General features: G+C 57.3%; 24 protein-coding genes. 14 read left to right on the forward strand and 10 right to left on the reverse strand.

The features are described from left to right. Positions 1–118 precede the first annotated feature (118 nt). Positions 119–1,222: an endonuclease/exonuclease/phosphatase family protein gene (locus tag NI20_RS0111195; protein ID WP_033121486.1), complete on the reverse strand. Its 1,104-nt coding sequence runs from the start codon at positions 1,220–1,222 to the stop codon at positions 119–121. Positions 1,223–1,424: 202 nt separating this feature from the next. On the opposite strand from NI20_RS0111195, the gene murA reads away from it, so the two are divergent. The 8 genes from murA (at position 1,425) to NI20_RS15205 (ending at position 8,193) form a co-directional block, all read left to right on the forward strand. Continuing rightward, positions 1,425–2,687: a UDP-N-acetylglucosamine 1-carboxyvinyltransferase gene (gene murA / locus NI20_RS0111200; RefSeq protein WP_369699415.1), complete on the forward strand. Its 1,263-nt coding sequence runs from the start codon at positions 1,425–1,427 to the stop codon at positions 2,685–2,687. A 91-nt stretch (positions 2,688–2,778) separates the two neighbouring features. Then, the gene (locus tag NI20_RS0111205) at positions 2,779–3,468 is read left to right on the forward strand and encodes a cell division protein FtsQ/DivIB (RefSeq protein ID WP_052084623.1); all 690 of its coding nucleotides are present in this window, start codon (positions 2,779–2,781) and stop codon (positions 3,466–3,468) included. A 159-nt stretch (positions 3,469–3,627) separates the two neighbouring features. Further along, a complete protein-coding gene (gene ftsZ / locus NI20_RS0111210) occupies positions 3,628–4,761 on the forward strand; it encodes a cell division protein FtsZ (RefSeq protein ID WP_033121489.1) in 1,134 nt (377 codons plus the stop codon). Continuing rightward, on the forward strand, positions 4,709–5,011 hold the full coding sequence (locus NI20_RS15200) for a hypothetical protein (RefSeq protein WP_156108633.1): 303 nt from the start codon (positions 4,709–4,711) through the stop codon (positions 5,009–5,011). The genes ftsZ and NI20_RS15200 overlap by 53 nt, the downstream gene beginning before the upstream one ends. A 4-nt stretch (positions 5,012–5,015) precedes the next feature. Next, positions 5,016–6,044 carry a SpoIVB peptidase gene (spoIVB, locus tag NI20_RS0111215; protein ID WP_033121490.1) on the forward strand — a complete coding sequence of 343 codons (1,029 nt, stop codon included), beginning with the start codon at positions 5,016–5,018 and terminating at the stop codon, positions 6,042–6,044. A gap of 218 nt (positions 6,045–6,262) precedes the next feature. Continuing rightward, positions 6,263–7,018 (forward strand): sporulation transcription factor Spo0A, encoded by a 756-nt coding sequence (gene spo0A / locus NI20_RS0111220; protein WP_033121491.1) that lies wholly within the window; start codon positions 6,263–6,265, stop codon positions 7,016–7,018. Positions 7,019–7,193: 175 nt separating this feature from the next. Further along, positions 7,194–7,925: a site-specific integrase gene (locus NI20_RS14315; protein ID WP_052084625.1), complete on the forward strand. Its 732-nt coding sequence runs from the start codon at positions 7,194–7,196 to the stop codon at positions 7,923–7,925. 31 nt (positions 7,926–7,956) lie between these two features. Beyond that, positions 7,957–8,193, forward strand: coding sequence for a hypothetical protein (locus tag NI20_RS15205; protein WP_156108634.1), 237 nt, complete (start codon positions 7,957–7,959; stop codon positions 8,191–8,193). Between the two features lie 136 nt (positions 8,194–8,329). Here the strand turns inward: NI20_RS15205 and NI20_RS14320 are convergent, their stop codons facing one another. The 5 genes from NI20_RS14320 to spoIID form a co-directional block, all read right to left on the reverse strand. Further along, on the reverse strand, positions 8,330–9,628 hold the full coding sequence (locus tag NI20_RS14320) for a S1C family serine protease (RefSeq protein WP_052084627.1): 1,299 nt from the start codon (positions 9,626–9,628) through the stop codon (positions 8,330–8,332). A 26-nt stretch (positions 9,629–9,654) separates the two neighbouring features. Then, positions 9,655–11,139: a cell wall metabolism sensor histidine kinase WalK gene (locus tag NI20_RS0111235; protein ID WP_052084629.1), complete on the reverse strand. Its 1,485-nt coding sequence runs from the start codon at positions 11,137–11,139 to the stop codon at positions 9,655–9,657. Positions 11,140–11,145: 6 nt separating this feature from the next. Further along, positions 11,146–11,826 (reverse strand): response regulator transcription factor, encoded by a 681-nt coding sequence (locus NI20_RS0111240; RefSeq protein WP_033121492.1) that lies wholly within the window; start codon positions 11,824–11,826, stop codon positions 11,146–11,148. 97 nt (positions 11,827–11,923) lie between these two features. Continuing rightward, positions 11,924–13,051, reverse strand: a complete 1,128-nt coding sequence (locus NI20_RS0111245; protein WP_033121493.1) for a hypothetical protein — start codon at positions 13,049–13,051, stop codon at positions 11,924–11,926. A gap of 74 nt (positions 13,052–13,125) precedes the next feature. Further along, positions 13,126–14,130 (reverse strand): stage II sporulation protein D, encoded by a 1,005-nt coding sequence (gene spoIID, locus NI20_RS0111250; RefSeq protein WP_033121494.1) that lies wholly within the window; start codon positions 14,128–14,130, stop codon positions 13,126–13,128. Positions 14,131–14,312: 182 nt separating this feature from the next. On the opposite strand from spoIID, the gene NI20_RS0111255 reads away from it, so the two are divergent. Continuing rightward, positions 14,313–15,053, forward strand: coding sequence for a hypothetical protein (locus NI20_RS0111255; protein WP_156108636.1), 741 nt, complete (start codon positions 14,313–14,315; stop codon positions 15,051–15,053). Between the two features lie 335 nt (positions 15,054–15,388). Here the strand turns inward: NI20_RS0111255 and NI20_RS0111260 are convergent, their stop codons facing one another. Beyond that, complete coding sequence (locus NI20_RS0111260) at positions 15,389–15,835, reverse strand: nucleoside deaminase (protein WP_033121496.1); 447 nt, start codon at positions 15,833–15,835, stop codon at positions 15,389–15,391. 82 nt (positions 15,836–15,917) lie between these two features. On the opposite strand from NI20_RS0111260, the gene NI20_RS0111265 reads away from it, so the two are divergent. Together NI20_RS0111265 and NI20_RS0111270 are read left to right on the forward strand one after the other, a co-directional pair. After that, positions 15,918–16,184 (forward strand): DUF2508 family protein, encoded by a 267-nt coding sequence (locus NI20_RS0111265; RefSeq protein WP_052084631.1) that lies wholly within the window; start codon positions 15,918–15,920, stop codon positions 16,182–16,184. Beyond that, positions 16,175–16,441: a pro-sigmaK processing inhibitor BofA family protein gene (locus NI20_RS0111270; RefSeq protein WP_033121497.1), complete on the forward strand. Its 267-nt coding sequence runs from the start codon at positions 16,175–16,177 to the stop codon at positions 16,439–16,441. The genes NI20_RS0111265 and NI20_RS0111270 overlap by 10 nt, the downstream gene beginning before the upstream one ends. Before the next feature lie 183 nt (positions 16,442–16,624). Here the strand turns inward: NI20_RS0111270 and NI20_RS0111275 are convergent, their stop codons facing one another. Beyond that, on the reverse strand, positions 16,625–17,350 hold the full coding sequence (locus NI20_RS0111275) for an ATP-binding protein (protein ID WP_033121498.1): 726 nt from the start codon (positions 17,348–17,350) through the stop codon (positions 16,625–16,627). A gap of 230 nt (positions 17,351–17,580) precedes the next feature. Here NI20_RS0111275 and rplM point away from each other — a divergent pair, with 230 nt between their 5' ends. The 3 genes from rplM (at position 17,581) to NI20_RS0111290 (ending at position 18,857) form a co-directional block, all read left to right on the forward strand. Further along, the gene (rplM, locus tag NI20_RS0111280) at positions 17,581–18,009 is read left to right on the forward strand and encodes a 50S ribosomal protein L13 (RefSeq protein WP_033121499.1); all 429 of its coding nucleotides are present in this window, start codon (positions 17,581–17,583) and stop codon (positions 18,007–18,009) included. A 14-nt stretch (positions 18,010–18,023) separates the two neighbouring features. Continuing rightward, the gene (gene rpsI, locus NI20_RS0111285) at positions 18,024–18,428 is read left to right on the forward strand and encodes a 30S ribosomal protein S9 (RefSeq protein WP_033121500.1); all 405 of its coding nucleotides are present in this window, start codon (positions 18,024–18,026) and stop codon (positions 18,426–18,428) included. Between the two features lie 180 nt (positions 18,429–18,608). Continuing rightward, a complete protein-coding gene (locus tag NI20_RS0111290; RefSeq protein WP_033121501.1) occupies positions 18,609–18,857 on the forward strand; it encodes a DUF6061 family protein in 249 nt (82 codons plus the stop codon). Positions 18,858–18,906: 49 nt separating this feature from the next. Here NI20_RS0111290 and NI20_RS0111295 read toward each other — a convergent pair whose 3' ends face one another. Next, positions 18,907–19,932 (reverse strand): HAMP domain-containing sensor histidine kinase, encoded by a 1,026-nt coding sequence (locus tag NI20_RS0111295; RefSeq protein ID WP_033121502.1) that lies wholly within the window; start codon positions 19,930–19,932, stop codon positions 18,907–18,909. Beyond that, the gene (locus tag NI20_RS0111300; protein WP_033121503.1) at positions 19,929–20,606 is read right to left on the reverse strand and encodes a response regulator transcription factor; all 678 of its coding nucleotides are present in this window, start codon (positions 20,604–20,606) and stop codon (positions 19,929–19,931) included. Before NI20_RS0111300 ends, NI20_RS0111295 begins: the two co-directional genes overlap by 4 nt. Positions 20,607–20,614: the final 8 nt, after the last annotated feature.

Below are 20,614 nucleotides of genomic sequence, written 5' to 3' on the forward strand. Positions count from 1 at the left end.
ATATCGTTTGTTTGGTACTCCTTTTGGCATAGCAAAACACCCCACTTCTTAGATAGTATATCATACTGTCTAACAAATGGGGTGCAGTTCAAGGCTCGCTTCCTTTACTTTTGACGCTTTATTCCGCCTTCAAAATGAAATCCATATAGATGGGATTGTGGTCGGAGTAGCGGTAGCCTGCGTCGACGACATCGGCGGAGACGACCTCGACATTGTCGGACACGAGGAAGCCGTCGACCGTGACGCGGAAGGTCGTCTCCTCGTTGTAGGGTTCGTTGGCCGTGCGGCAGGTGGCGACGGGGTGTTCGGGGTCAAACGGCACGACAAGGGAGAGCCCGTCGGGGATCGTCCCCTCGGGGATGGGCTGCGCCCAGGTGTCGTTCTCGCCGCCCGCGACACCGAAGATCTCGGCAGAATTGCCGAGCAGGTCCTTATTGAAGTCGCCGCCCGCGACGCAGTAGTTGCCGTTTTCGTATTCCACCAGCATGTCGGCGCAGAGCATTTGCAGCTGCTCGGTCGCGATCGTGCCGTCGGATGTGTAGGCCGAAAGATGCAGGTTATAGAGCACCAGCTCCCTGCCGTTTTCCATCGGGACGCGGCTGACGGAGTAGCAGCGATCGAGGTCGACAAGCTTCATAACGCTCGTCTCGATCGGCAACGAACGGCGCACGGCGGAAGAGATCGGGTGACGTGAGAGCGTCACGATACCGGACTGGTTCGCGCCGTGGGGGTTAATAAGAGGATAGAAGAGGTAGGGACTGTCATAATTCTGCGCGAAGACCTCGTTGAATTCGCTGTTTTCCATCACATCACTGAGATAAGCGTCCTCTGCGATGTGCCAGCTGCGCGTGCCGTCGATGTCGACCTCCTGAAAGAGCGCAAAGTCGGGCGAGAGGTCCTTGACGAGCGAGACCTCGCCGCGCATATTCTCGTCGACAGCCTGCCCGCTGCGGGCGCGGCTCTCCTTGCCGCCGTCCATGAAGAAGCTGTAATCGTCGCTGTACGCGCCGAAGCCCACGTTGGCCGACGAAACGCGGTAGGTGACGCCGGTCTGCGGCGCGCCCTCCATCGGTGCGGCAGAGGCGGCGTCGCAGTGCACCACGCTGAGCGTCTGCCAGTCCTCCACGCGGTAGTACGCGGCAAAGACATAGATGACGTAAGCCAGCACGATCAAAACGAGCGCCAACAGAATATAGAGCGCGACTTTGAGCGTTTTTTTCATGAAAAAAGACTCCTTTCGGGGAGAAATACAATAGTCTCATTTTGCCACAAAGCGGGCGGGAAAGCAAGGCAAAAAGAAGTTGACGCGCTGCGGCAAAATGGCTATACTGAAAATGCCTAACTATTGCCCTGCGAAAACCGGCAGTCACCCATTTCCTGCAAAAGCCATACGATGGAAAAGTAATGTGCTTGCGGGAGGGAACATGATGTGTGAGCTGTTGGTAGAGGGCGGGGAGCGCCTGTACGGAGAACTCACGATACAAGGCTCAAAAAACAGTGTGCTGCCGATTTTGGCGGCGACGCTTTTGTGCGCGGACACCTGCGTGATCGAAAATTGTCCGAAGCTGCGGGACGTGGATGCGTCCATTGCCATTCTGCGGTACTTGGGCTGCTGCACGCACTGGGAGGACAGTGCGCTCGTGGTGGACACAGCGCGCATGGACCGCGCGGTCGTGCCCGACGCACTGATGCGAGAGATGCGCTCGTCGGTCATCTTTCTCGGCGCGATTCTGGCGCGCTGCAAGGAAGCGACGATCTGTTATCCCGGCGGCTGCGAGCTGGGGCCGCGTCCCATTGACCTGCACTTAAGCGCCCTGAGCGCCTTGGGGGCAGAGATCAGGGAGACGGGCGGCGAGCTCAAGTGCCGCGGCGGAACGCTTCTCGGGAGCGATGTGTACTTACCCATGCCGAGCGTGGGCGCGACGGAAAATGCGCTCCTCTGCGCCTGCGGCGCAGACGGCGTGACGACGATCTACAACGCCGCGCGCGAGCCGGAGATCGTCGATTTACAGAACTTTATCAACGCGATGGGCGGCAACGTCCGCGGCGCGGGCGGTTCAATCATCACAGTCGAGGGAAAGCGCGCGCTGCACGGCGGAACATACCGTATCATCGCCGACCGCATCGCGGGCGCGACGTATCTCTGCGCCGCGGCCTGCTGTGGGGGAGAGGTGCGCCTTCGCGGCGTCGACACGCGACCGCTTTCGACTGTGTCCGGCGCGCTGAGCGAGGCGGGCTGCACGGTCAAAAGCGGGGAGGACGATGTTTTCCTCCAAAGTGATGGTAGTCTCAGATCCATCCGCCCTGTGCGCACGGCGCCCTATCCGGGATTTCCGACGGACGCGCAGCCGGTGCTGATGGCGGCGCTTTTGAAAAGCGCGGGCAGCACCGTTTTTGTAGAGAATATTTTTGAAAACCGTTACCGCCATGTCGACGAGCTGGCGCGCATGGGCGCTGAGGTGCGCGTCGCGGGGCGCGTGGCCGTCGTCACGGGACGCGAGCACCTGCACGGTGCGCGCGTCAAGTGCACGGACCTTCGCGCGGGGGCGGCGCTCGTCATCGCGGGATTGCAGGCCGACGGGCTCACGCGCATTTCGCGCATCGAGCACATCGACCGCGGCTATGAGAGCATCGAGCGCGACCTTTACGCGCTGGGCGCGCACGTGCGGCGGGAGACGGGTACATAAGCAAACGAAGAAAAAAGGCAGGAAAACTATGGCGTCAAAGCGAAGAAACAGACGGCGCAGGCGGGGAAGAGCCTCTTTCCCACTGAGACTTTTGTGCCTCGCGGTCGTGATCGCCGCGTTTCTCGGCGCGCTGACGATGTTCTTCCGCATCGATATGATCGTGGTGGAGGGCAACGAGCGCTATACCGAGGAGCAGATCATCGAGGCTGCGGGCGTGCAGAAGGAGCAGAACCTTGTGCTGCTGAACAAATATAAGGTCAAACAATCCATTTTCGACACGCTTCCGTATGTGGAGACCGTTGTCATCAACCGCAAATACCCCGACGCGCTCATTCTGACCGTGACGGAGTGCTCGGCCTCCGCTGCGCTGACGGGCGAAAACGGCACATGGCTCATGAGCGACGAAGGCAAAATTCTGGAGCGCGCGGCGCAGATCCCCGAGGGCTGCGCGCGCGTGACCGGCTGCACGCTCGTCGAGCCCGCGGTCGGCGCGATGGCGGCGTTTGCGGACGAGGATTCTTATAAATTCGAGCGCCTGCTCACGTTGCTGCGCACAGCGGAGGATAAGCAGCTTCTCTCCATGATCGGCGAGATCGACCTGAGCGACGGCACGGCCATCACTTTTACCTATTTGGACCGATTTACGGTCAAAATGCCCTGGGATGCGGACATTGCCTACAAGCTCGGGAATGTGCGCACGGTGGTGGAGCAGCTTGAAGCCAACCAGACCGGCACGATCAACCTGATGAACGACGGCAGGGCTGACTTCATCCCGGAATAAAGGCGGAAGTTGACGTAAAAAAGTTTCCCCGAAATTGCCGATTGCTATTGACCCCGCGGGAAAACCGTAATACAATAATTGAGATAGCAAATACCTGATATTGTGGCGCTTGCAGCGGCAAGTGCCTTGCCCATACAACAGATTGCAGGAGGAACCGACATGGCATTCGGATTGGAGACCGGTCCTGAAAACGTAGTTAAGATCAAGGTCATCGGCGTTGGCGGCGGCGGCAACAACGTGGTCAACCGCATGGTGCGCACCGGTGCGCGCGGCGTCGACTTTGTCGCGGTGAACACAGATAAGCAGGCGCTCAACGTGTCTGCCGCCACTTATAAAATCCAGATCGGCGAAAAGCTGACGCACGGTCAGGGCGCGGGCTCCGACCCCGAGGTCGGCCGCAAGAGCGCCGAGGAGAGCCGCAACCAGATCGCCAAGGCGCTCGAGGACACCGATATGGTCTTCATCACCGCCGGCATGGGCGGCGGCACCGGCACGGGCGGCGCGCCCATTGTTGCCGAGATCGCGCGCGAGGCGGGCATCCTGACCGTCGGCGTCGTGACGAAGCCCTTCGGTTTTGAAGGCCGCCGCCGCATGACGCAGGCGGAAGCGGGCATCGAAGAGCTCAAGACCAAGGTCGACTCGCTCGTCATCATCCCGAACGAGCGCCTCAAGCATGCGACCGACCAGAAGATCACCTTTGCCAACGCATTCGAGATCGCGGACGACGTACTGCGTCAGGCGGTGCAGAGCATCTCCGACCTGATCCGCGACACGGGCTTCATCAACCTCGACTTTGCCGATGTGACCGCCATCATGAAGGACGCGGGCCTTGCCCACATGGGCGTCGGCCGCGCCGCCGGCAAGAACAAGGCCGAGGAGGCCGCGCGCATGGCCATTTCGTCCCCGCTGCTGGAGACCTCCATCAACGGTGCGCACGGAGTGCTCATCAACGTCACGGGCTCGATGGACATCGGCCTCGACGAGGTCGAGCAGGCAGCGTCCCTCGTGCAGGAGGCTGTGCATCCCGACGCGCTCACGATTTTCGGCGCGACGTTCGACGAGACGCTCGACGACGAGATCCGCGTCACCGTCATCGCCACGGGCTTTGACAAGGCGCCCGGCGCGCTGGACTTCAACAAGGATAAGAAGCCTGCCGAGCAGAGCGGCGAGAGCGCCGCTGCTGGTCTTGCGCCGCTCGACTTCGACAAGGAAAAGGCCGAGGAAGAGGCCAAGCACGAAGATGAGCCCGATCCGTTCGACGACATCTTCAAAATTTTCAACCGCGAGCGTTAAATGGAAACAATTCCCAAAATTCCGCAGACTTTGGTCTGCGGAATTTTTTTGTCCGTATTTACAGCGCCATTTCAAAAAGCGATGCCAGCGCATCAAAATTTTGCACCTTTTAATTTTGCCCGAAGCGCAGAAAGTAAATGCGCCGGACAGAGAAAAAGAAATGAGAAAGAAAAAATTTCCGGCATTGGGCGGACGGCAGCGTCCTGCGCGCACAGGGTGCGCCGCCCGCCCGTATTTTTTGAAGGGGTGAGAGAATGGATGGAACGCATCGCACAAAGAAGCGAGCGGCGGCGATCCTGCTGGGATTTTTTGCTGCCGCTGCGATCGCAATGCCGTCTGCGCAGGCGGCGGACCGGACGGTCAGCGAGCTGATCCCCGTCGGACAGACCGTCGGCGTGAAGCTCTTTTCCGACGGCGTGCTCGTCGTGGGCTTTTCCGATGGGGAAAGTCCGGCGAAGGACTGCGGACTCAAGGAGGGCGACGTCATCACGGCCATCGGCGGGCAGAGCCTGGACACCATTGAGGAATTCCGTCAGCTTCTGGCAGAAAACGGCGAGGACGCCGCGGCGCTGACCGTCAAGCGCGGCAGCCGCACGATCGAACTGAGCGCAGAGCCGGAGAAAGATGAGGACGGCGAGTACCGCCTCGGCGCCTGGGTGCGCGACAGTATGGCGGGTATCGGCACGATGACCTTCTTTGATCCGCAGAGCGGCACGTTCGGCGCGCTGGGCCACGGGGTCACGGATGTGGACACGGGGCAGCTCCTGCCGCTCGACCACGGCAGCATCATGGACGCCTCGGTCAAGGCGGTGAAAAAAGGCGAGCGTGCCTCGCCCGGCGAGCTCAAGGGCGACTTTGACCTGACGCGCGACAGCGGAACGCTTTACGCCAACACCGAATGCGGCATTTTCGGCAAGCTCTCGGCAGAGGACGCAGCAAAGATCGCCGGCGCGGCGCTGCCGATCGCAAAAAAGGACGAGGTCAAGACCGGCAAGGCGACGATCCTGGCCACCGTTTCTGGCAATGAAACGCGCGAGTATGACATCGAGATCGAAAAGATCTACTCGCCGAGCGGCAGCACGCGAAATTTGCTGCTGCACGTGACGGACGAGGAGCTTCTTGCGCAGACCGGCGGCGTGGTGCAGGGAATGAGCGGCAGCGCGATTTTGCAGGATGGCAAGTTCATTGGCGCGGTCACGCACGTCCTGCTGGATGATCCGTCAAGAGGTTATGGTATTTTCATCGAAAATATGCTCTCTGCGGCGGGGCTTTCGAGTGAATAACCTACCCATATAGTAGAAAGATTGTGTTAAGATAGCGTAAAAATAACTAAATTTTCATGCAAAAAGTTAGAAAAAGATGGTTAGATTCGACATAACTCGCTTGAAAACGCTGTCCAAATATGTTAGCTTAAAGCCATGGCAGAACGAAGACGTCACATTTTGCTGCTGAAGCTGGCCGGCTGGGTCGGCGAAAACTTGTGTGAAAAGGACGGGATGACATGGACAAGAGGATCACGGTCGTATTAGCGGACGCAAACGAGGAGTTCCGCACAGCACTGAAACAGGCATTGGAAGCAACGGGTGAGTTCGACGTAGTGGGATGCGCAGCCGACGGACTGGCTGCGGCGCAGGATATAGCGGAGCGAAAGCCGCAGCTTCTTGTGATGGATCTTTTGCTGCCGGGACTTGACGGCTTTGGCGTGCTCGAGCAGGCGGCGAAGGACAAGGTGCAGATGAAGACAGTTGTCGTCTCGGCTCTTTATCGCGATCAGATCGTGTCGCAGGCGATGAGCCGCGGCGTATCGTTCTTCATGCCCAAGCCCTGCGAGCTGACCTCGCTTTTAGACCAGATGCGCCGCGCGGTCAACGAGGGTGAGGAGAGCGAGGACGAGTCGCAGGCGCTTGAGCGCGAGGTCACGGCTGTGATCCACGAGGTCGGCGTGCCCGCGCACATCAAGGGCTATCAGTACGTGCGCGAGGCCATCGTCATCGCCGTGCAGGACATGGATGTCATCAACGCCGTGACAAAGGTGCTCTATCCCGAGGTCGCGCGCCGCTACAGCACCACGCCCTCGCGCGTCGAGCGCGCGGTGCGCCATGCGATCGAGGTCGCATGGGACCGCGGCGACCTTGAGACGCTCCAGCGCTATTTTGGCTACACGGTATCCAACACGAAAGGAAAGCCGACCAACAGCGAGTTTATCGCCATGATCGCGGACCGCATCCGTTTACAACGGAAGATCTATAGGGGGTGAGGTGAAGTATAGGCGGTACAAGGTTTTTTCCGAGTAGTCAGAAATTTTTCAAAGCGATGAACAAGGCCAAAATACAATGAAAACGCTTTGAAAAAGCTATAAATCTTTCGCCTTAAAGATACTAACTCCCTCAATTCATTGGGTGACAAAACCGGATGAATTGGGGGAGTTTTTTATGTTTACTAACAAAATGATTTGGCAGATCGACGAGTACATGCTCTATTGCCAAAGCAAACAGCTCAGCGAAAAGACAATGGAGAGCTATGAGCAGACACTTCATCTGTTTGAAAGATGGTGTGGAGAAGAAATGCTGATTGAGAATGTAACGGAGGTGACTGAGGGAATTATCCGTCGCTATATCAATGATTTGCAGACAAGAGGAAAGTATACGGTGTGCTGCAATGACGGAACGAAGGAAATGAATTGCCCAGAGCGACGTAGAGATTTTCGACAGCCGGTCAGCGTGACAACGATTAAGGACTATGATAAAGTAGAGAACATTACATGGTACAAGCCGCAAGCATATCCTTATTATGCAAACAGCAGAAGCTATGTGTTGCCGTACATAGGAGTGGACAGTTATGGGAATGCATGGCTGAGGCTGGTGTTCCACTATACTGGCGATAGTTGGATTTTCTTTAAGAAAATTACGGTATCAGTGGACGGACAGAATTATGTGAAAGATTTTGATTATTTTGAGGTGTCACGCGATAACGGCAGCGGTAATGTTTGGGAATATGTAGATATTAGCCCGAGCGGCACGGACATCAATATGTTAAGGGCAATCGCTGCTTCTAAAGAAACGATTGTCCGCTTCCAAGGTGATGATTATCACTATGATTTGACGGTCAAGAGCTCAGATAAGTCAGCAATTATATCAGTGCTGGATGCTTATTCGCTGCTATAGTTGATAAATTCATAGAAAGGAGAGAAGAAAAGTGGCTGACAAGTATTACTTTTGTGCGAGTGCAGGGAAAGATGTCGTAATTACAAAAAACGTGATCAAGACTGGCGGAACAGTAAGTATGGGAATTCTTGGGAAGATTGCCACATCTGCATGCAGTAATCAATTCGATTGTCCGCACAGTGAGAAATGTGATCAAACTGGAGGCTCGCGTGAATTCCATCCAAAGCTGTGTGTGAAGTGGGAAGTAAAGAAAGCTGCCCTCTTTTGAGAGCAGCTTTCTTTACTTTTCCTGTTTCTTTTTCATGCGGCGCTCAATGTGCTGCAATCCCCACAGGCACAGCCAGGAGGCGGCGCCGAGGAGCAGCGAGCCAAGCGCAAATTGCTTTTTTTTCATGTCGATATCCTCATGTGTCGCTTTCGCGTAAAACAACGTCTGCGGTGAAGCGCTTGCCGTCGCGCTCGACTAAGAGCTTGAGCGTTTCGCCTGCTTCATGGCGGCGGCGGACACGCAGAAGGTCGGTGGACTTTGTCAACGCTTCGCCGTCGGCCGCTACGATAAGGTCACCCTTCTGGATGCCGGCTTCCTCACCGGGGCCGCCGGGCGTGACCTCCATGACGAGAAGCGCGCTCTCGCCATTTTCTGCCGTGACGGGAACGGTCTGCACCGAAATGCCGATCATCACCTCGCCGTGTACCTCACCGTAGGCGATCAGGTCATTGATCATATAGGCGGTCGAGGCGATGGGAATGGCAAAGCCGAGGCCCTCCACGCTCGTGGTGGAGGACGAGCCCATCTTCATCGTGTTGATACCGACGACCTGACCGTACACATTGATGAGCGGGCCGCCGGAGTTGCCGTTGTTGAGCGCGGCGTTCGTCTGAATGAGCGTCATCGTCACGCCGTCGACGTACACGTCGCGGTTGATGGCGGAGACGATGCCGTCGGTCAGTGTGCCGCGCAGCTCCACGCCGAGCGGGTTGCCGATGGCGAACACCGGATCGCCGATGGTCAGCGCGTCAGAGTCGCCGAATTCCGCGGCGGGAAGGCCGCTGGCCGCAATCTTGATGACAGCGAGGTCCTTTTCTTCGTCAAGTCCCAGAAGGCACGCACGGTAATCCTCACCCGTGTCGAGCACGACGTAGCACTCCGAGCCGCCCGCGATGACGTGGGCGTTCGTGAGGATGAAGCCATCCTCGGTGAAGATGACGCCCGTGCCGACCATGGCGCTGCCGTCGCGATTGCCCGTGAGCACCGTGACGGTGGAGGGATTGACTTTCTGGTAAATTTCCTGGATCGTCAGCGCCTCGCCGTGGCTCTCGTTGTAGCGGAGCTTGACCTGATCGGTGTTGGGCAGGCGCTTGATGGTCGTTTCGCCATGCTCACTGTTATCGTAATAATCCTCGTCATGGTGCTGCTCGAAATCATCGTCGTGATAGGACCGGTGGTCGTCGAACGCGCCGCCGAGCCACAGCGCCGTGACGACGCCGCTGACGAGGAGAAGGCCGAGCATGCAGAAAAGGAAGATCTTAAGCCCTTTCCGCTTTTTGCGAGGTGATGTATGCTTCTTCGGCTGTCCGGGCAGCGGTGTCGGCTGCACGTAGCGCTCCACAATGGGCGTGACCGGTGCTTCATAGCGCAGCACGACCTCGCGCGGCTCATTGCCCTGCCCGCTCTGGGGAATATCCTGATTCTCGTGATCCATAGTGTTTGCTTCTCCTGATGGGGACTTTACTGCGCGGTCTGCCCGCCGGCGAGCGTCACGCTGAAGGTGAACGTCGTCAGGCCGTTTTCGCTTGTGACGGCGATGTGCTCCTTGTGCTGGTCCAGAATGGTTTTGACCACGTAGAGGCCGAGGCCCACGCCGTCCTTATCCTCGGAGCGGGATTTGTCGCTCTTGTGGAAGCGCTCGAACAGCAGCGGGATCTCCTCGGCGGGGATGGTGTCGCCCTCGTTGCGAACCGAGATCAGCGCCTTGCCGTTGAGCGTCGTCACGCCGAGGTAGAGCGCCGAACCCTTGCGGGCAAATTTCGTCGCGTTTTCGAGCAGATTGTAGATGACCTGCGTGATGAGATCGTTGTCGCCGAGCACCATGATGCCGCTGTCGGGAATGTCGGCGTCGACGTCGAGCCCGCGGTCGGTGATCTTCTTCTCCATCGAAATGAGCACGCGGCGCATGCTCTCGCACACGTCGAACGGCGCCTTCGTGCGCGTCAAGTCGCGCGACTGGAGCTGCGAGACCTCAAGCATGCGGCGCACGAGGCGGGACAGGCGCCGCGCCTCATCCGAGATGATGCGCAGGTACTCCTTTTCCTGCTCGGGCGGGATCGTGCCGTCCAGAATGCCGTCGGTGTAGCCTGCGATGGTCGTCATCGGGGTTTTCAATTCGTGGGAGACGTTTGCGATGAATTCGCGGCGCTGGCGCTCGGTCTCCTGCAAGGAGTCCGCCATGTTGTTGAAAGATTCTGCCAGCTCTGTGATCTCGGTCACGCCCTCGTAATTGTGCATGCGCACGTCGAAGTTGCCCTCGGCGAAGCGGCGCGTCGCCTCCGCCATCTCGTGGATGGGGCGCGACTGGCGCATGCTGACCCACGCGCTCACGACAAACGAAAGCAGCAGCACCGTCACCGCCGTCATGAAAAACAATCCAATAAACGTGCGCCACATCGTCGTCAGCGCCCGCGCGCCGGTCACCGCCAGCACAAAGCCGACGGTTGCGCCCTCGCTCACGATCGGCACGCCGACGACGAAGTGCGTGTCCTCATAGATGTCGCCGAGTGTGGTGCGCACGGCGTAGGTGTCATCGCTCATCGCGCCCTCGGCCACGTCCTGCGGCACGGTCAGCACGCGGTTGACGAGAGTTGTATCGGTCGTCAGCAGCAGGTTGCCGTCCGAGTTGCAGATGAGAAATTCTGCATCCGTCACGTTCGAAGCAAAGTCTGCCAGCTCACACAGCCCTGTGAGCGAGCCATTTTCCATGTAGGACGACACCATGTGCGACACGACCGTCGCCTTGCTCTGCATCTGCTCGCTGCGCTCATCGATGGCGTAGGAATACGTCAGCGCGAAGAACGCGCTGCCGAGCAGCGCCAGCGTCAGCATGACGACGCTCGCCGTAAGCAGAAAATTCTGCCAGTAGATCGTGCGGCAGCGGGTCTTGACCTTTTTGAGCGTCCAGCGCTTTTTCTGTGTTTTCTCTTTGCTTTCTTCCGGCATACTGAATTACTTCACTTCAAATTTATATCCGACGCCCCAGACAGTCTTGAGCGCCCACTGGTCGCTGACGTTTTCGACCTTTTCACGGAGCCTCTTGACATGCACGTCCACCGTGCGCGAGTCGCCGAAGTAGTCGAAGCCCCACACCTCGTCAAGGAGCTGGTTGCGCGTGTAGACGCGGTTCGGCGTGGCGGCGAGGTGATAGAGAAGCTCCAGCTCTTTGGGCGGCGTGTCGATCTTCTTGCCGTCGACGATGAGCTCGTAGGAGTCGAGGTCGATGATGAGCTTGTCGAACGTGAGGCGCTTGTGCGTGTCCTCGGGGATCTCGCTGCGGCGCAGCACGGCGTTGATGCGCGCGAGCAGCTCCTTCATCTCAAAGGGCTTGACGACATAGTCGTCCGCGCCCATCTCAAGGCCGTGGATGCGGTCGTTGACCTCGCCCTTGGCGGTGAGCATGATGATCGGGCACTTGGACGTCTCGCGGATCTTGGCGCACACGCCCCAGCCGTCGAGCACGGGGAGCATCACGTCGAGCAGCACGAGGTCGGGCTCTTTTTCCTTGAATTCCTCCACGGCCTTGCCGCCGTCGGCGGCGATGCGGACGTCGAAGCCCTCTTTGTCGAGATACATCTTAATGAGGTTGGAAATATTATTGTCGTCCTCCACGACAAGAATATTGCGTGCCATGCTGGTTTCCTCCTTCACGCAAGCGTGTGTCTTTCTTCTGTGTTATTGTTTATTATACGCGAAATAGTGCGCTTTTCCTGAACAATTTGTAAAACCGTCACGCGTCGTTTATGACCGCGAGCTCGTTGAGCGCCGTGATGAGGCGCGAGGACGAGCGAAGGCGAGAGAGCAGCGTGCTCCAATCTGCCTGCACGGCGGTGTCAGCGCCGAGATAGGCGATGCACCCGCCGGAGCGGGCCTGACGCGCGATGCTGCTGGCGGCCTGCGCCGCGGTGGGAAGACCGCCGCTGTAATCCAGGTCAAAGTCAATGGGGCAGTAGCCCGCGGCGCGCACGGCGCGCAGCGTCTTGTCCGACGCGCCGTAGAGCGCGACGAGCCGCGCTTTTTCGTTGCACGCGGCCCATAGCGCGTTGTTTGCGCGCTCGATCGCGCTGAGAGTGCGCGCGCTGCCGCCGGAAGCGTCGATGCGCAGCGCAGCGGCGTTGCCGCTGATGACGACACGGCGCAGCAGATCGCCGAGCGAGGAAAGCTGCTCTTCCGAGAAGAGAAATGTCGCCGTCGCGTTGTTGCTTGCGAGCGTGTCGAGCAGGGCGTTTGCGCTCTCTTCGTCCGTCACACGCAGCGCGAGACAGACAAGGTCGCGGTCGCCGTCGGTGTTCTGATCCGGTGTGTTGCCGGGATCGTTCGACTCGCTGTGCGTCTTCATATATTCGTTGTAGCGCTGCTCCATGGACATAGCCGCGGCGTCGATGAACTTCGCGTCGGAAAGCACGACCGTATCACTTTTGACGCGGACGAGATAGCCGTAGGTCACGCGCGTGTAGCTATAATCGAGCGAGAAAAACTGCGTCAAAAGGTCGAGCGGCAGGAACACAACGTCGCTGCGCACGATGGCAGGACCGCTGTACTGGCGGTCATTCTGGTCGGCAACGGTGCCAGCGGCGAAGTTGAATGTCAGTGCGCTGCCCTGCCGGTAGACGACGGCGGTGCTCTTGTCGCGGCTGCGGGAGTAGAAAAGGCCCAAGTCCGTGCCGGTGATGACCGTGGAGGGGACATACAGCCGCCCACCCGACCAGAACGGCATCGTCTCATTGCTCAGATCGGGCAAAAGTTGGTCGTTGACGGCGGTGAAATAGACAGTCGTCTCGGCCCTCGTTTCGCTGGGGGTGAGGGAGAAGACCATCAGCAATACAAGCAGCAGACACAAAAAACGCTTGCTCTTCATTTCTCCCGCCTCCTTGCGTATTTTATCTTAATATTATAGCAATTTTTCCGCCGCTTTGCAATATCCGCGATGCCTCAGCCGTCATAATAGCCGACGGTGGTGTTCGAAAAATAGTGCTGCACGATTTCCTCGGCGGAAAGGCCCTGCTTGGCGAGGATATTTGCACCGTACTGGCTCATGCCGACACCGTGGCCGTAGCCTGTGACGTGGAAGGTAAAGGCATTGTCCTTGCATTCCACGGTGAACGACGGCGAGCGTAGCGAGAGAATCGTGCGCAGGTCATTGCCGCGCAGCTTGACGCCGCCGACCGTGACGGAGGCGACATAGTCCGAGTCATTTCGCACGATATCCTTGATCCAGTGCTCTGGGCTGCCGGAAAGGTCGGCGTCCGGCTTGGCGGCGAGGACGAGGGATTTGAATTCCGCCGCTGTGAACGTCGCGACCGAGTAGTAGTTCGGTACGAGCTCTTCCGTCTCGGGGCTATCGACCTTTTGGAGATACGGCAGATCGTTCATCCACACGTCGCCCGCGCCCTGCGTGCTGCCGTCGGCGGACGAGAAGAACACGGCGAGGATGGGCGCGCCGTCGTACAAGATGACCTCGCCGTCCGTCTCGCTCACGGCACGGGCGAGCTTTTCCTCATAGTAGACGGCCATGCTGCCCCAGTTGGCTGCGGCCTGTTCGGCATTTATGTACGCCTTGCAGCAGGTGTGATCGTCGCAGGTGTCGGCGTCAAGGTGGTTCGCGCTGCCGCCGCCGCGGATGCGATAGAGCGTGTAGGTGCGCGCGGCGATGGCCTGTGCCTTGAGCGCCTCCTCCTCAAACGAGGCGGGCATTTCCGCGCGCAGCACGCCGAGAAGGTATGTGCCCATGTCCATCTCCTGGACCTCGCCCTGAATTTGGACGCGCAGCGTTTTTGCGCTGTCTCGCTCGCCGGGGGCGGTGATCTCGCCGCTCGGCAGGGGAGATTCCGAGCCGTCTTGCGCGCTCGGTGTATCGTCAAAGCGGCCTGCCGCCGCCCAGGCGAGGATCCAGATGAGGCCAATCAATAATATCGTGATGCGAAGAAGCTGTTTCAAGGCGTGTTCCTCCCTGCGGCCCACGGCCGCGATGCTTAAGTGACAGTGTTTTTATCAGTGTATGACCGACTTGTCCGCAAAATGATTCATGGACAAACGGGGATGAGTGTGCTATCATCAATAAATAGATGTTTTCCGGCGCTGTGCGCGTCGTATTCCGGAAAAAGAAAGGGTTCGGTTTTGTGAAAATTCTTCATTGGCTTTTGCTGGTGCTTTTTTCTGCGGCAGCGGCGCTGGCACGCCTCCGCCTGCTGGCAGTCGGCTTTGACGCGGACGGACTTCCCGTTCCGATGGACTTAAACACCATGGCGCTGCCCGCGGTGCTCATCGTTGCGGCGGTCATCGCGGTCATTATGGCGCGGCGCTATCCCGCCCAGCGCGAGCTGTGCGGCAGCATGGACCTCTACTTCGCCTTTGACCGCTCGACGCTTGCGGTCATGCTGATGGTGCTCGGCGGCTTTGCCCTCATCGGTTCGGCGGTGTGCTCGCTGGTGTTTTCGCTGCGTACGACGGTCACGATGATCCTGTCCGTCTTTCTGGCGGTGGGAGCGGCATGCCTGCTGTACGCTACGACCGCGCTGCGCCGCAAGGCGGAGTTCCCAGGCGTTGCGCTGCTCGTGCCTGTGTGCGCGATGGTGCTTGCGCTGATCCTCTTCTACCGCGAGCACGCGGCGGACCCGATTCTGCGTCATTACTATGTCGAAACGCTGGCGCTCGCGGCGCTGACGGTGCTGCTGCTCGAATTTGCGGCCTTTGCTTTCCGCGGCGGCGCGCCGCGGCTGCTGATGCCCGCGAGCACGATGAGCGTCATCCTCTGCGCGGCGGCCTTGGCCGCGCGCCCGACGCTTGCCGAGATCCTCTTCTACGCCGGCGGCGCGTGCATCGCGCTCGGTATCGGCGCGGCGGCGGACTTCGATCCGTGACGCCATCCTACATCAGAATATAACGAAAAAGGACGCCTCACGGCGTCCCTTTTCTTATAAGATGGAAGATTGGATGAAAAGAAGCTATTGTCTCTTGCAAGGATTAAGATAAAGGACGCATGTTAACAAAGTTCGAGGGAAAGTGTTACAAAAGTGTTAAATAGAAAGAAAATCCGGAAACCCTTGTAAATCAAGGGAAATCCTTGCACCGCAGTCGTTTACGGTCTGCATGTTACTGTGCGAGACTGTATGAAACTGTCTATATTTCGGACGCAGTAATGACGCAGTAACCGCCGAACGCAGCCGGCCAAATGACGCACGAAAGCGAAATCACTTTACGAACGCAGCGTGCGGAAAAAATCGGCCAGCACGGCGCGGCATTCGTCTTTCAGAATGCCGCCCACGAGCGCGGGGCGGAAGGGAAAGCGCTCCATAAAGAGGTTCAGCACGCCGCCGCAGGCGCCCATCGTCTCGTCGCGCGCGCCATAGTAGACGCGCGGGATGCGCGCGTTGACGATCGCGCCCGCGCACATCGGGCAGGGCTCGAGCGTCACGTAGAGCGTGCAGCCGTCGAGCCGCCAGGAGCGCAGACGTTCATTTGCCTGTGCGATGGCTTCCATCTCTGCGTGCGAGGAGGTGCGCTGCAGTTCCTCACGCCGGTTGCGGCCTCGGCCGATGATCTCGCCGTCTTTGACGATGACACAGCCGACGGGCACCTCGCCCTCCTGTGCGGCCTCGCGCGCGAGAGACAGCGCCTCGCGCATATAATCTTCATGCTCCATACTTGGCTCCTTGTTTGAAAAGAGGAATATTTGTCCACACTTTCCATACACTGAAATTGCAGAGGTATGGGAGGGCGAAAACATGCGAAAGGTCAATTTGCTGCGCTGTGACGTCGCGCGCGATGCATCCATGCAGGACTTGTTCAGCGAGCTGAGCGACACGCGTGTCGCGCTGTCGCAGGCGTACGCGCGCTTCAACGCGGTCTGCGCGCCGGAGCTCGTCGACGCCTGCGTGTATGAGATCAACGCCGAGCTCTCACGCTATGACTACCTGCTGCGCCAGATCAAGGAGCGCAGCGGCGAAGCCGTGTACAAAACGTGCAGCGAGGGGGTCGCAAAATGGGGATAACGGAAAAAATACTGCTTGTCCTGTTTGCCGTGTTTGCGCTGCTCGCGGTGCTCAGGCTGTTCGCCGCACCGTTGAAGCTCGCGGGCAAGCTGCTCGTCAACACGCTGCTCGGCTTTGCGCTGCTCGGCATTCTAAGCGCGCTCGGCGTGCTCGCCAAGCTTTCGCTGGGGCTGAATCTTTTCAACGCTCTCGTCATCGCCGTCCTCGGCGTGCCGGGCCTCGCACTGCTGATCTTGCTGAGGCTGGTGTTTATTTAATGTACATAGGACAAAAGCCTCGTAAAGTTTCGTGCCCATAGGCACGAAAAGATTTTAATCGTTTTCTGCCGCGACATGCGCGTGGCAGAAAACACTTTGCGCGAAGCGTGTGTCGAATTGGCCTCTTTCAGCGGCCAACCGAGGCACAAAGCGCAGTGAAATATTCTCGGAAAAGTGACAACGTCACTTTTCCGAATTTTTTGTATCCCAGCCGTACAGCGGATACCGCTGCATCGCGCCAAAGAGCTTCTGCTTGAGGTCTGGGTAGCGCTCGGTGAGCGACTCGATGAGATCTTTGACCTCCTGACGGCGCGTTTCACCGTTGGCAGGGCAGGGATTGTGCACGATGGGAAGATCGAGCTTTGCCGCGACATTGCGCACCTGCTGCTCCTTCACATAGAGCAGCGGGCGGATCTGCGTCACGTCCGAGCGGCTCAGGTATGTCACGGGCTGGAAGCAGCCGATGCGGCCCTCAAAGAGAAGATTCATCAAAAGTGTTTCGACCGCGTCGTCGTAGTGGTGGCCGAGCGCGATCGTTTTGATGCCGTGCTCGTTCATCGCGGTCGAAAGCGCACCGCGGCGGAGCTTGGCGCACAGCGAGCAGGGATTTTTCTCCTTGCGCTCCAAAAACACGATCTCGTAGATCGGCACGTTCACGCGGATGTACTCGACACCGAGCGCCGCGCAATAGTCGGCCACGGCATCAAAGCTCATGCCCGGCACACCCGTTTCGACCGTGATGGCCGCGACCTTGAACGGCTTCTGGTAGAATTTGGAAAGGCGCGCGAGCGCGGTGAGCGTGACGAGCGAGTCCTTGCCGCCGGAGACGCCGACGGCGACCGTCTCGCCCTCCTGGATCATGTCGTAGTCCGTAACGCAGCGGCGCACGAGGCCCAAGATTTCCTGCATAGGTACAGCTCCTTGCGAAAAATAAAAGAATTGCAATTTTGTGATTTGAGAAATTGAGAGATAATCAAAGAAAACGAGAGAATTTACGAGCATTGCTTGCGCTAAATTAAAATGGTGTTGACATTCTCGCGCCCAAATGCTATAAATAAACTCGTTCCGATTTTACCAAGGGACAATAAAAATGTAAAGCACAAGCTTTCATTCATAGATCAATATGGAGGAAACACACCATGTCCACTTTTATGGCGAACAAGGGCAACATCGAGCGTAAGTGGTACGTCATCGATGCTGCCGGCAAGCCCATGGGCAAGACCGCCGTTGCTGCGGCTGATCTGCTCCGCGGCAAGCGCAAAGTCACCTACACCCCGCACGCCGACTGCGGCGACAACGTCATCATCATCAACGCTTCCAAGGCCATCCTCACCGGCAACAAGATGGAGCAGAAGTACTATCGTACGCACTCTGGCTGGGTCGGCGGCCTGAAGGAGACCAAGTATCGTATCCTCATGCAGGAGAAGCCTGAGCTTGCGATGCGCGTGGCCGTGCGCGGCATGATGCCCCGCAACACCGTGACCAAGGACTCCCTGAAGCGCCTGCACATCTACGCTGGTGACACCCACGAGCAGCAGGCTCAGAAGCCCGAAGCCTACGAAGTCTAAGGAGGAAGAGAAGAATGTATCAGTCCAAGAAGCCTTATCTGTACGGCACCGGCCGTAGAAAGTCCTCCGTCGCCCGCGTTCGCCTCTTCCAGAACGGCACCGGCGCTATCACCATCAACGGCCGCGACATCGACGAGTATTTCGGTCTCGAGACCCTGAAGATGGTCGTCCGTCAGCCCCTCGCCGCTACCGAGGAGCTCGGCAAGGTCGACATCGTTGCCACCGTCGAGGGCGGCGGCGTGTCCGGTCAGGCCGGCGCTCTGCGTCACGGCGTGGCCCGCGCCCTGCTGCTGGTCAACCCCGAGTACCGCACGGTCCTGAAGAAGGCCGGCTTCCTCACGCGCGATCCTCGTATGAAGGAGCGCAAGAAGTACGGCCTCAAAGCCGCTCGTCGCGCTCCCCAGTTCAGCAAGCGCTAAACTTTTTCAAAAGTGGTCAAAAACCCCGGAAAACCTTGGCTTAACAGTGATAAGGAACTAATTTACTTATCAACTGTTAGCTGACGGTTTCCGGGGTGCATACGGACAAATCCCGTCTGATTTCTAACAGGAAGTCAGACGGGATTTTCGCTTTATATTACGAATTATGGAGGACATACCATGAAAACCTTAATATCTTGTGCCTACAATATGGATAATTGCTGTGTGGAAGTGAAATTCAGCGACGGCAGTATGATTGCGATTGACACTATCGTCGTTGAGAACGAGATTGCTGACAATATGTATCAGCGGTCAGAGCTGGATTATTTGATCTACAACGCTCCTTTGGAGTATGCAGACCTTATCTTGAACGGCGATCCCGAAACCTATTTGAAAACTGTAACAGAATACAAGCCTTGGGATAGCTGACAACACGCTGCCCGCAGGAGAAAATCCTGCGGGCGTTTTTCTGTTTATATTATTTCCCTCCGTTGGATCTCAATTTAGGAAAGAAGATGACAATCTTGAAGCCCTTTCCCCACTGGGAAGCTGCTTCCAGATGAAGATTTAGATCGTCGGCCATCTTCTTAACCAGGTAAAGTCCCATACCGGTAGCCTTCTTTCTGCTGTCAGTAGAATCCCCGGTAAAGCCCTTTTGAAAAATGTACGGCAGATTATATTTTTTTACGCCAATGCCGTTATCTTCAACAGAAAGGATATCTGCGGTCTCCGAATGTATCACGGAAATTGTAAGCATGGGACTATCGCTGCTATATTTGATGGCATTGCTAACGATTTGTCCCAACATAAACTGAAGTCCTCTACGGTCTGTATAGACTGTTTCAGATTGCAGTTTGTTGAGAATGACAAACTGCTTCTCTTCAAGAAGTGGGGCATAGTCCTCCAGAACTTCACCCAAGCAGTCATTCAAATTGACATCCTCAAATCGGTAATCCTTTGTACTGCTCTTCAACCGGGCATAGTACAGCATCTGCGTGACATCCTCCTGAAGCTGACTGCGGACATAATCCAGCTTTGCTTGCAGGGAAGGAGAGATTTCATCGTTCCGGTTATCCAAGAGCATGGTCAGCAACGATAGGGGCGTTTTCGCTTCATGTGCCCAGCCCTCCACATATTCTTCATAGTCCTGTAGGGCATCTGCCATACTGTTACTCTCAGTTTTGTGTTCCTGTAAAACTGATGCCAGAAGCCGGATAGATTCTCCTTCTTCCCGGCTGATGGCACTGAGCAGCCGTTCCTCGTTGCAGATGGTAGGATCACTGAGGAAATCCCGGAACAGTTCTCGGCGGGTAGTCTCCCGCTTGTTTAGTACAAACAGAATCGCTGAAAACAAAAGGAGGCTTGTCAGAACTACTAACCCAATCAAGGGTTGAAATGCCTGAATGTCAGAAATCCAAAGAATGATAGCACAAAAGCAATCCACGCCCAACAGCAACAATAGCCAGGGGTAGTATCGCTCTGTTATGCGCCAAAGCTGCTTCATGGAGCCACCCCCGTTTCCAGACGATAGCCCATCCCACGAACCGCAACGATTCGCTGCTTCATCTCAAGACCGGACATCGTCTTTTTCAGCCTGGTCAGATTAACCTGCAAGGCATTTTCGTCTATGTATTCCGTGGTTCCCCATAGTGCTATGCAAAGTTGCTCCGTCGTGACCAGAGCATCGCCGCCGGACAAAAGAGCAACCAACAGTTTTCCCTGATTTTTTGGAAGCACGACAGAGGTATTATGAATATAAAGCGTGTAGGTCTGCTGGTCTAACAGGAAATCTGGTCCCTCTATGAGATTGGTACGGCCTTCATACCTTTTGAGAATATTGGATACCCTGGCAAGAAGCCGGTCTTTTCTGCACGGCTTCGTCAAATATTCATCGGCACCCAAGTGGAACGCTTGCAGTTCATCCTTTACCTGATCTCTGGAAGTCAGCACCAGGACGGGGATAGCGGTTTTATTCTTTAGTTCCTGGCAGATTTGAAAGCCACTGATCTCCGGCAAATTCAGGTCTAAGATCACAAGGTCAGGACGGAGGGCTGCCAGGAGCCGAGCGGCATCTTCAAACTCGGTGATTGCCTCCGCAAGATACCCGTCCTTTTGGAGCATATTGCAGAGTTCTTCCCGCATATAGACTTCATCTTCCACAACAGCAATTCTTTTCACGACAGCAC

Source organism: Oscillibacter sp. ER4 (genome assembly GCF_000765235.1).
GTDB classification, from domain to species: Bacteria; Bacillota; Clostridia; order Oscillospirales; family Oscillospiraceae; genus Hominicoprocola; species Hominicoprocola fusiformis.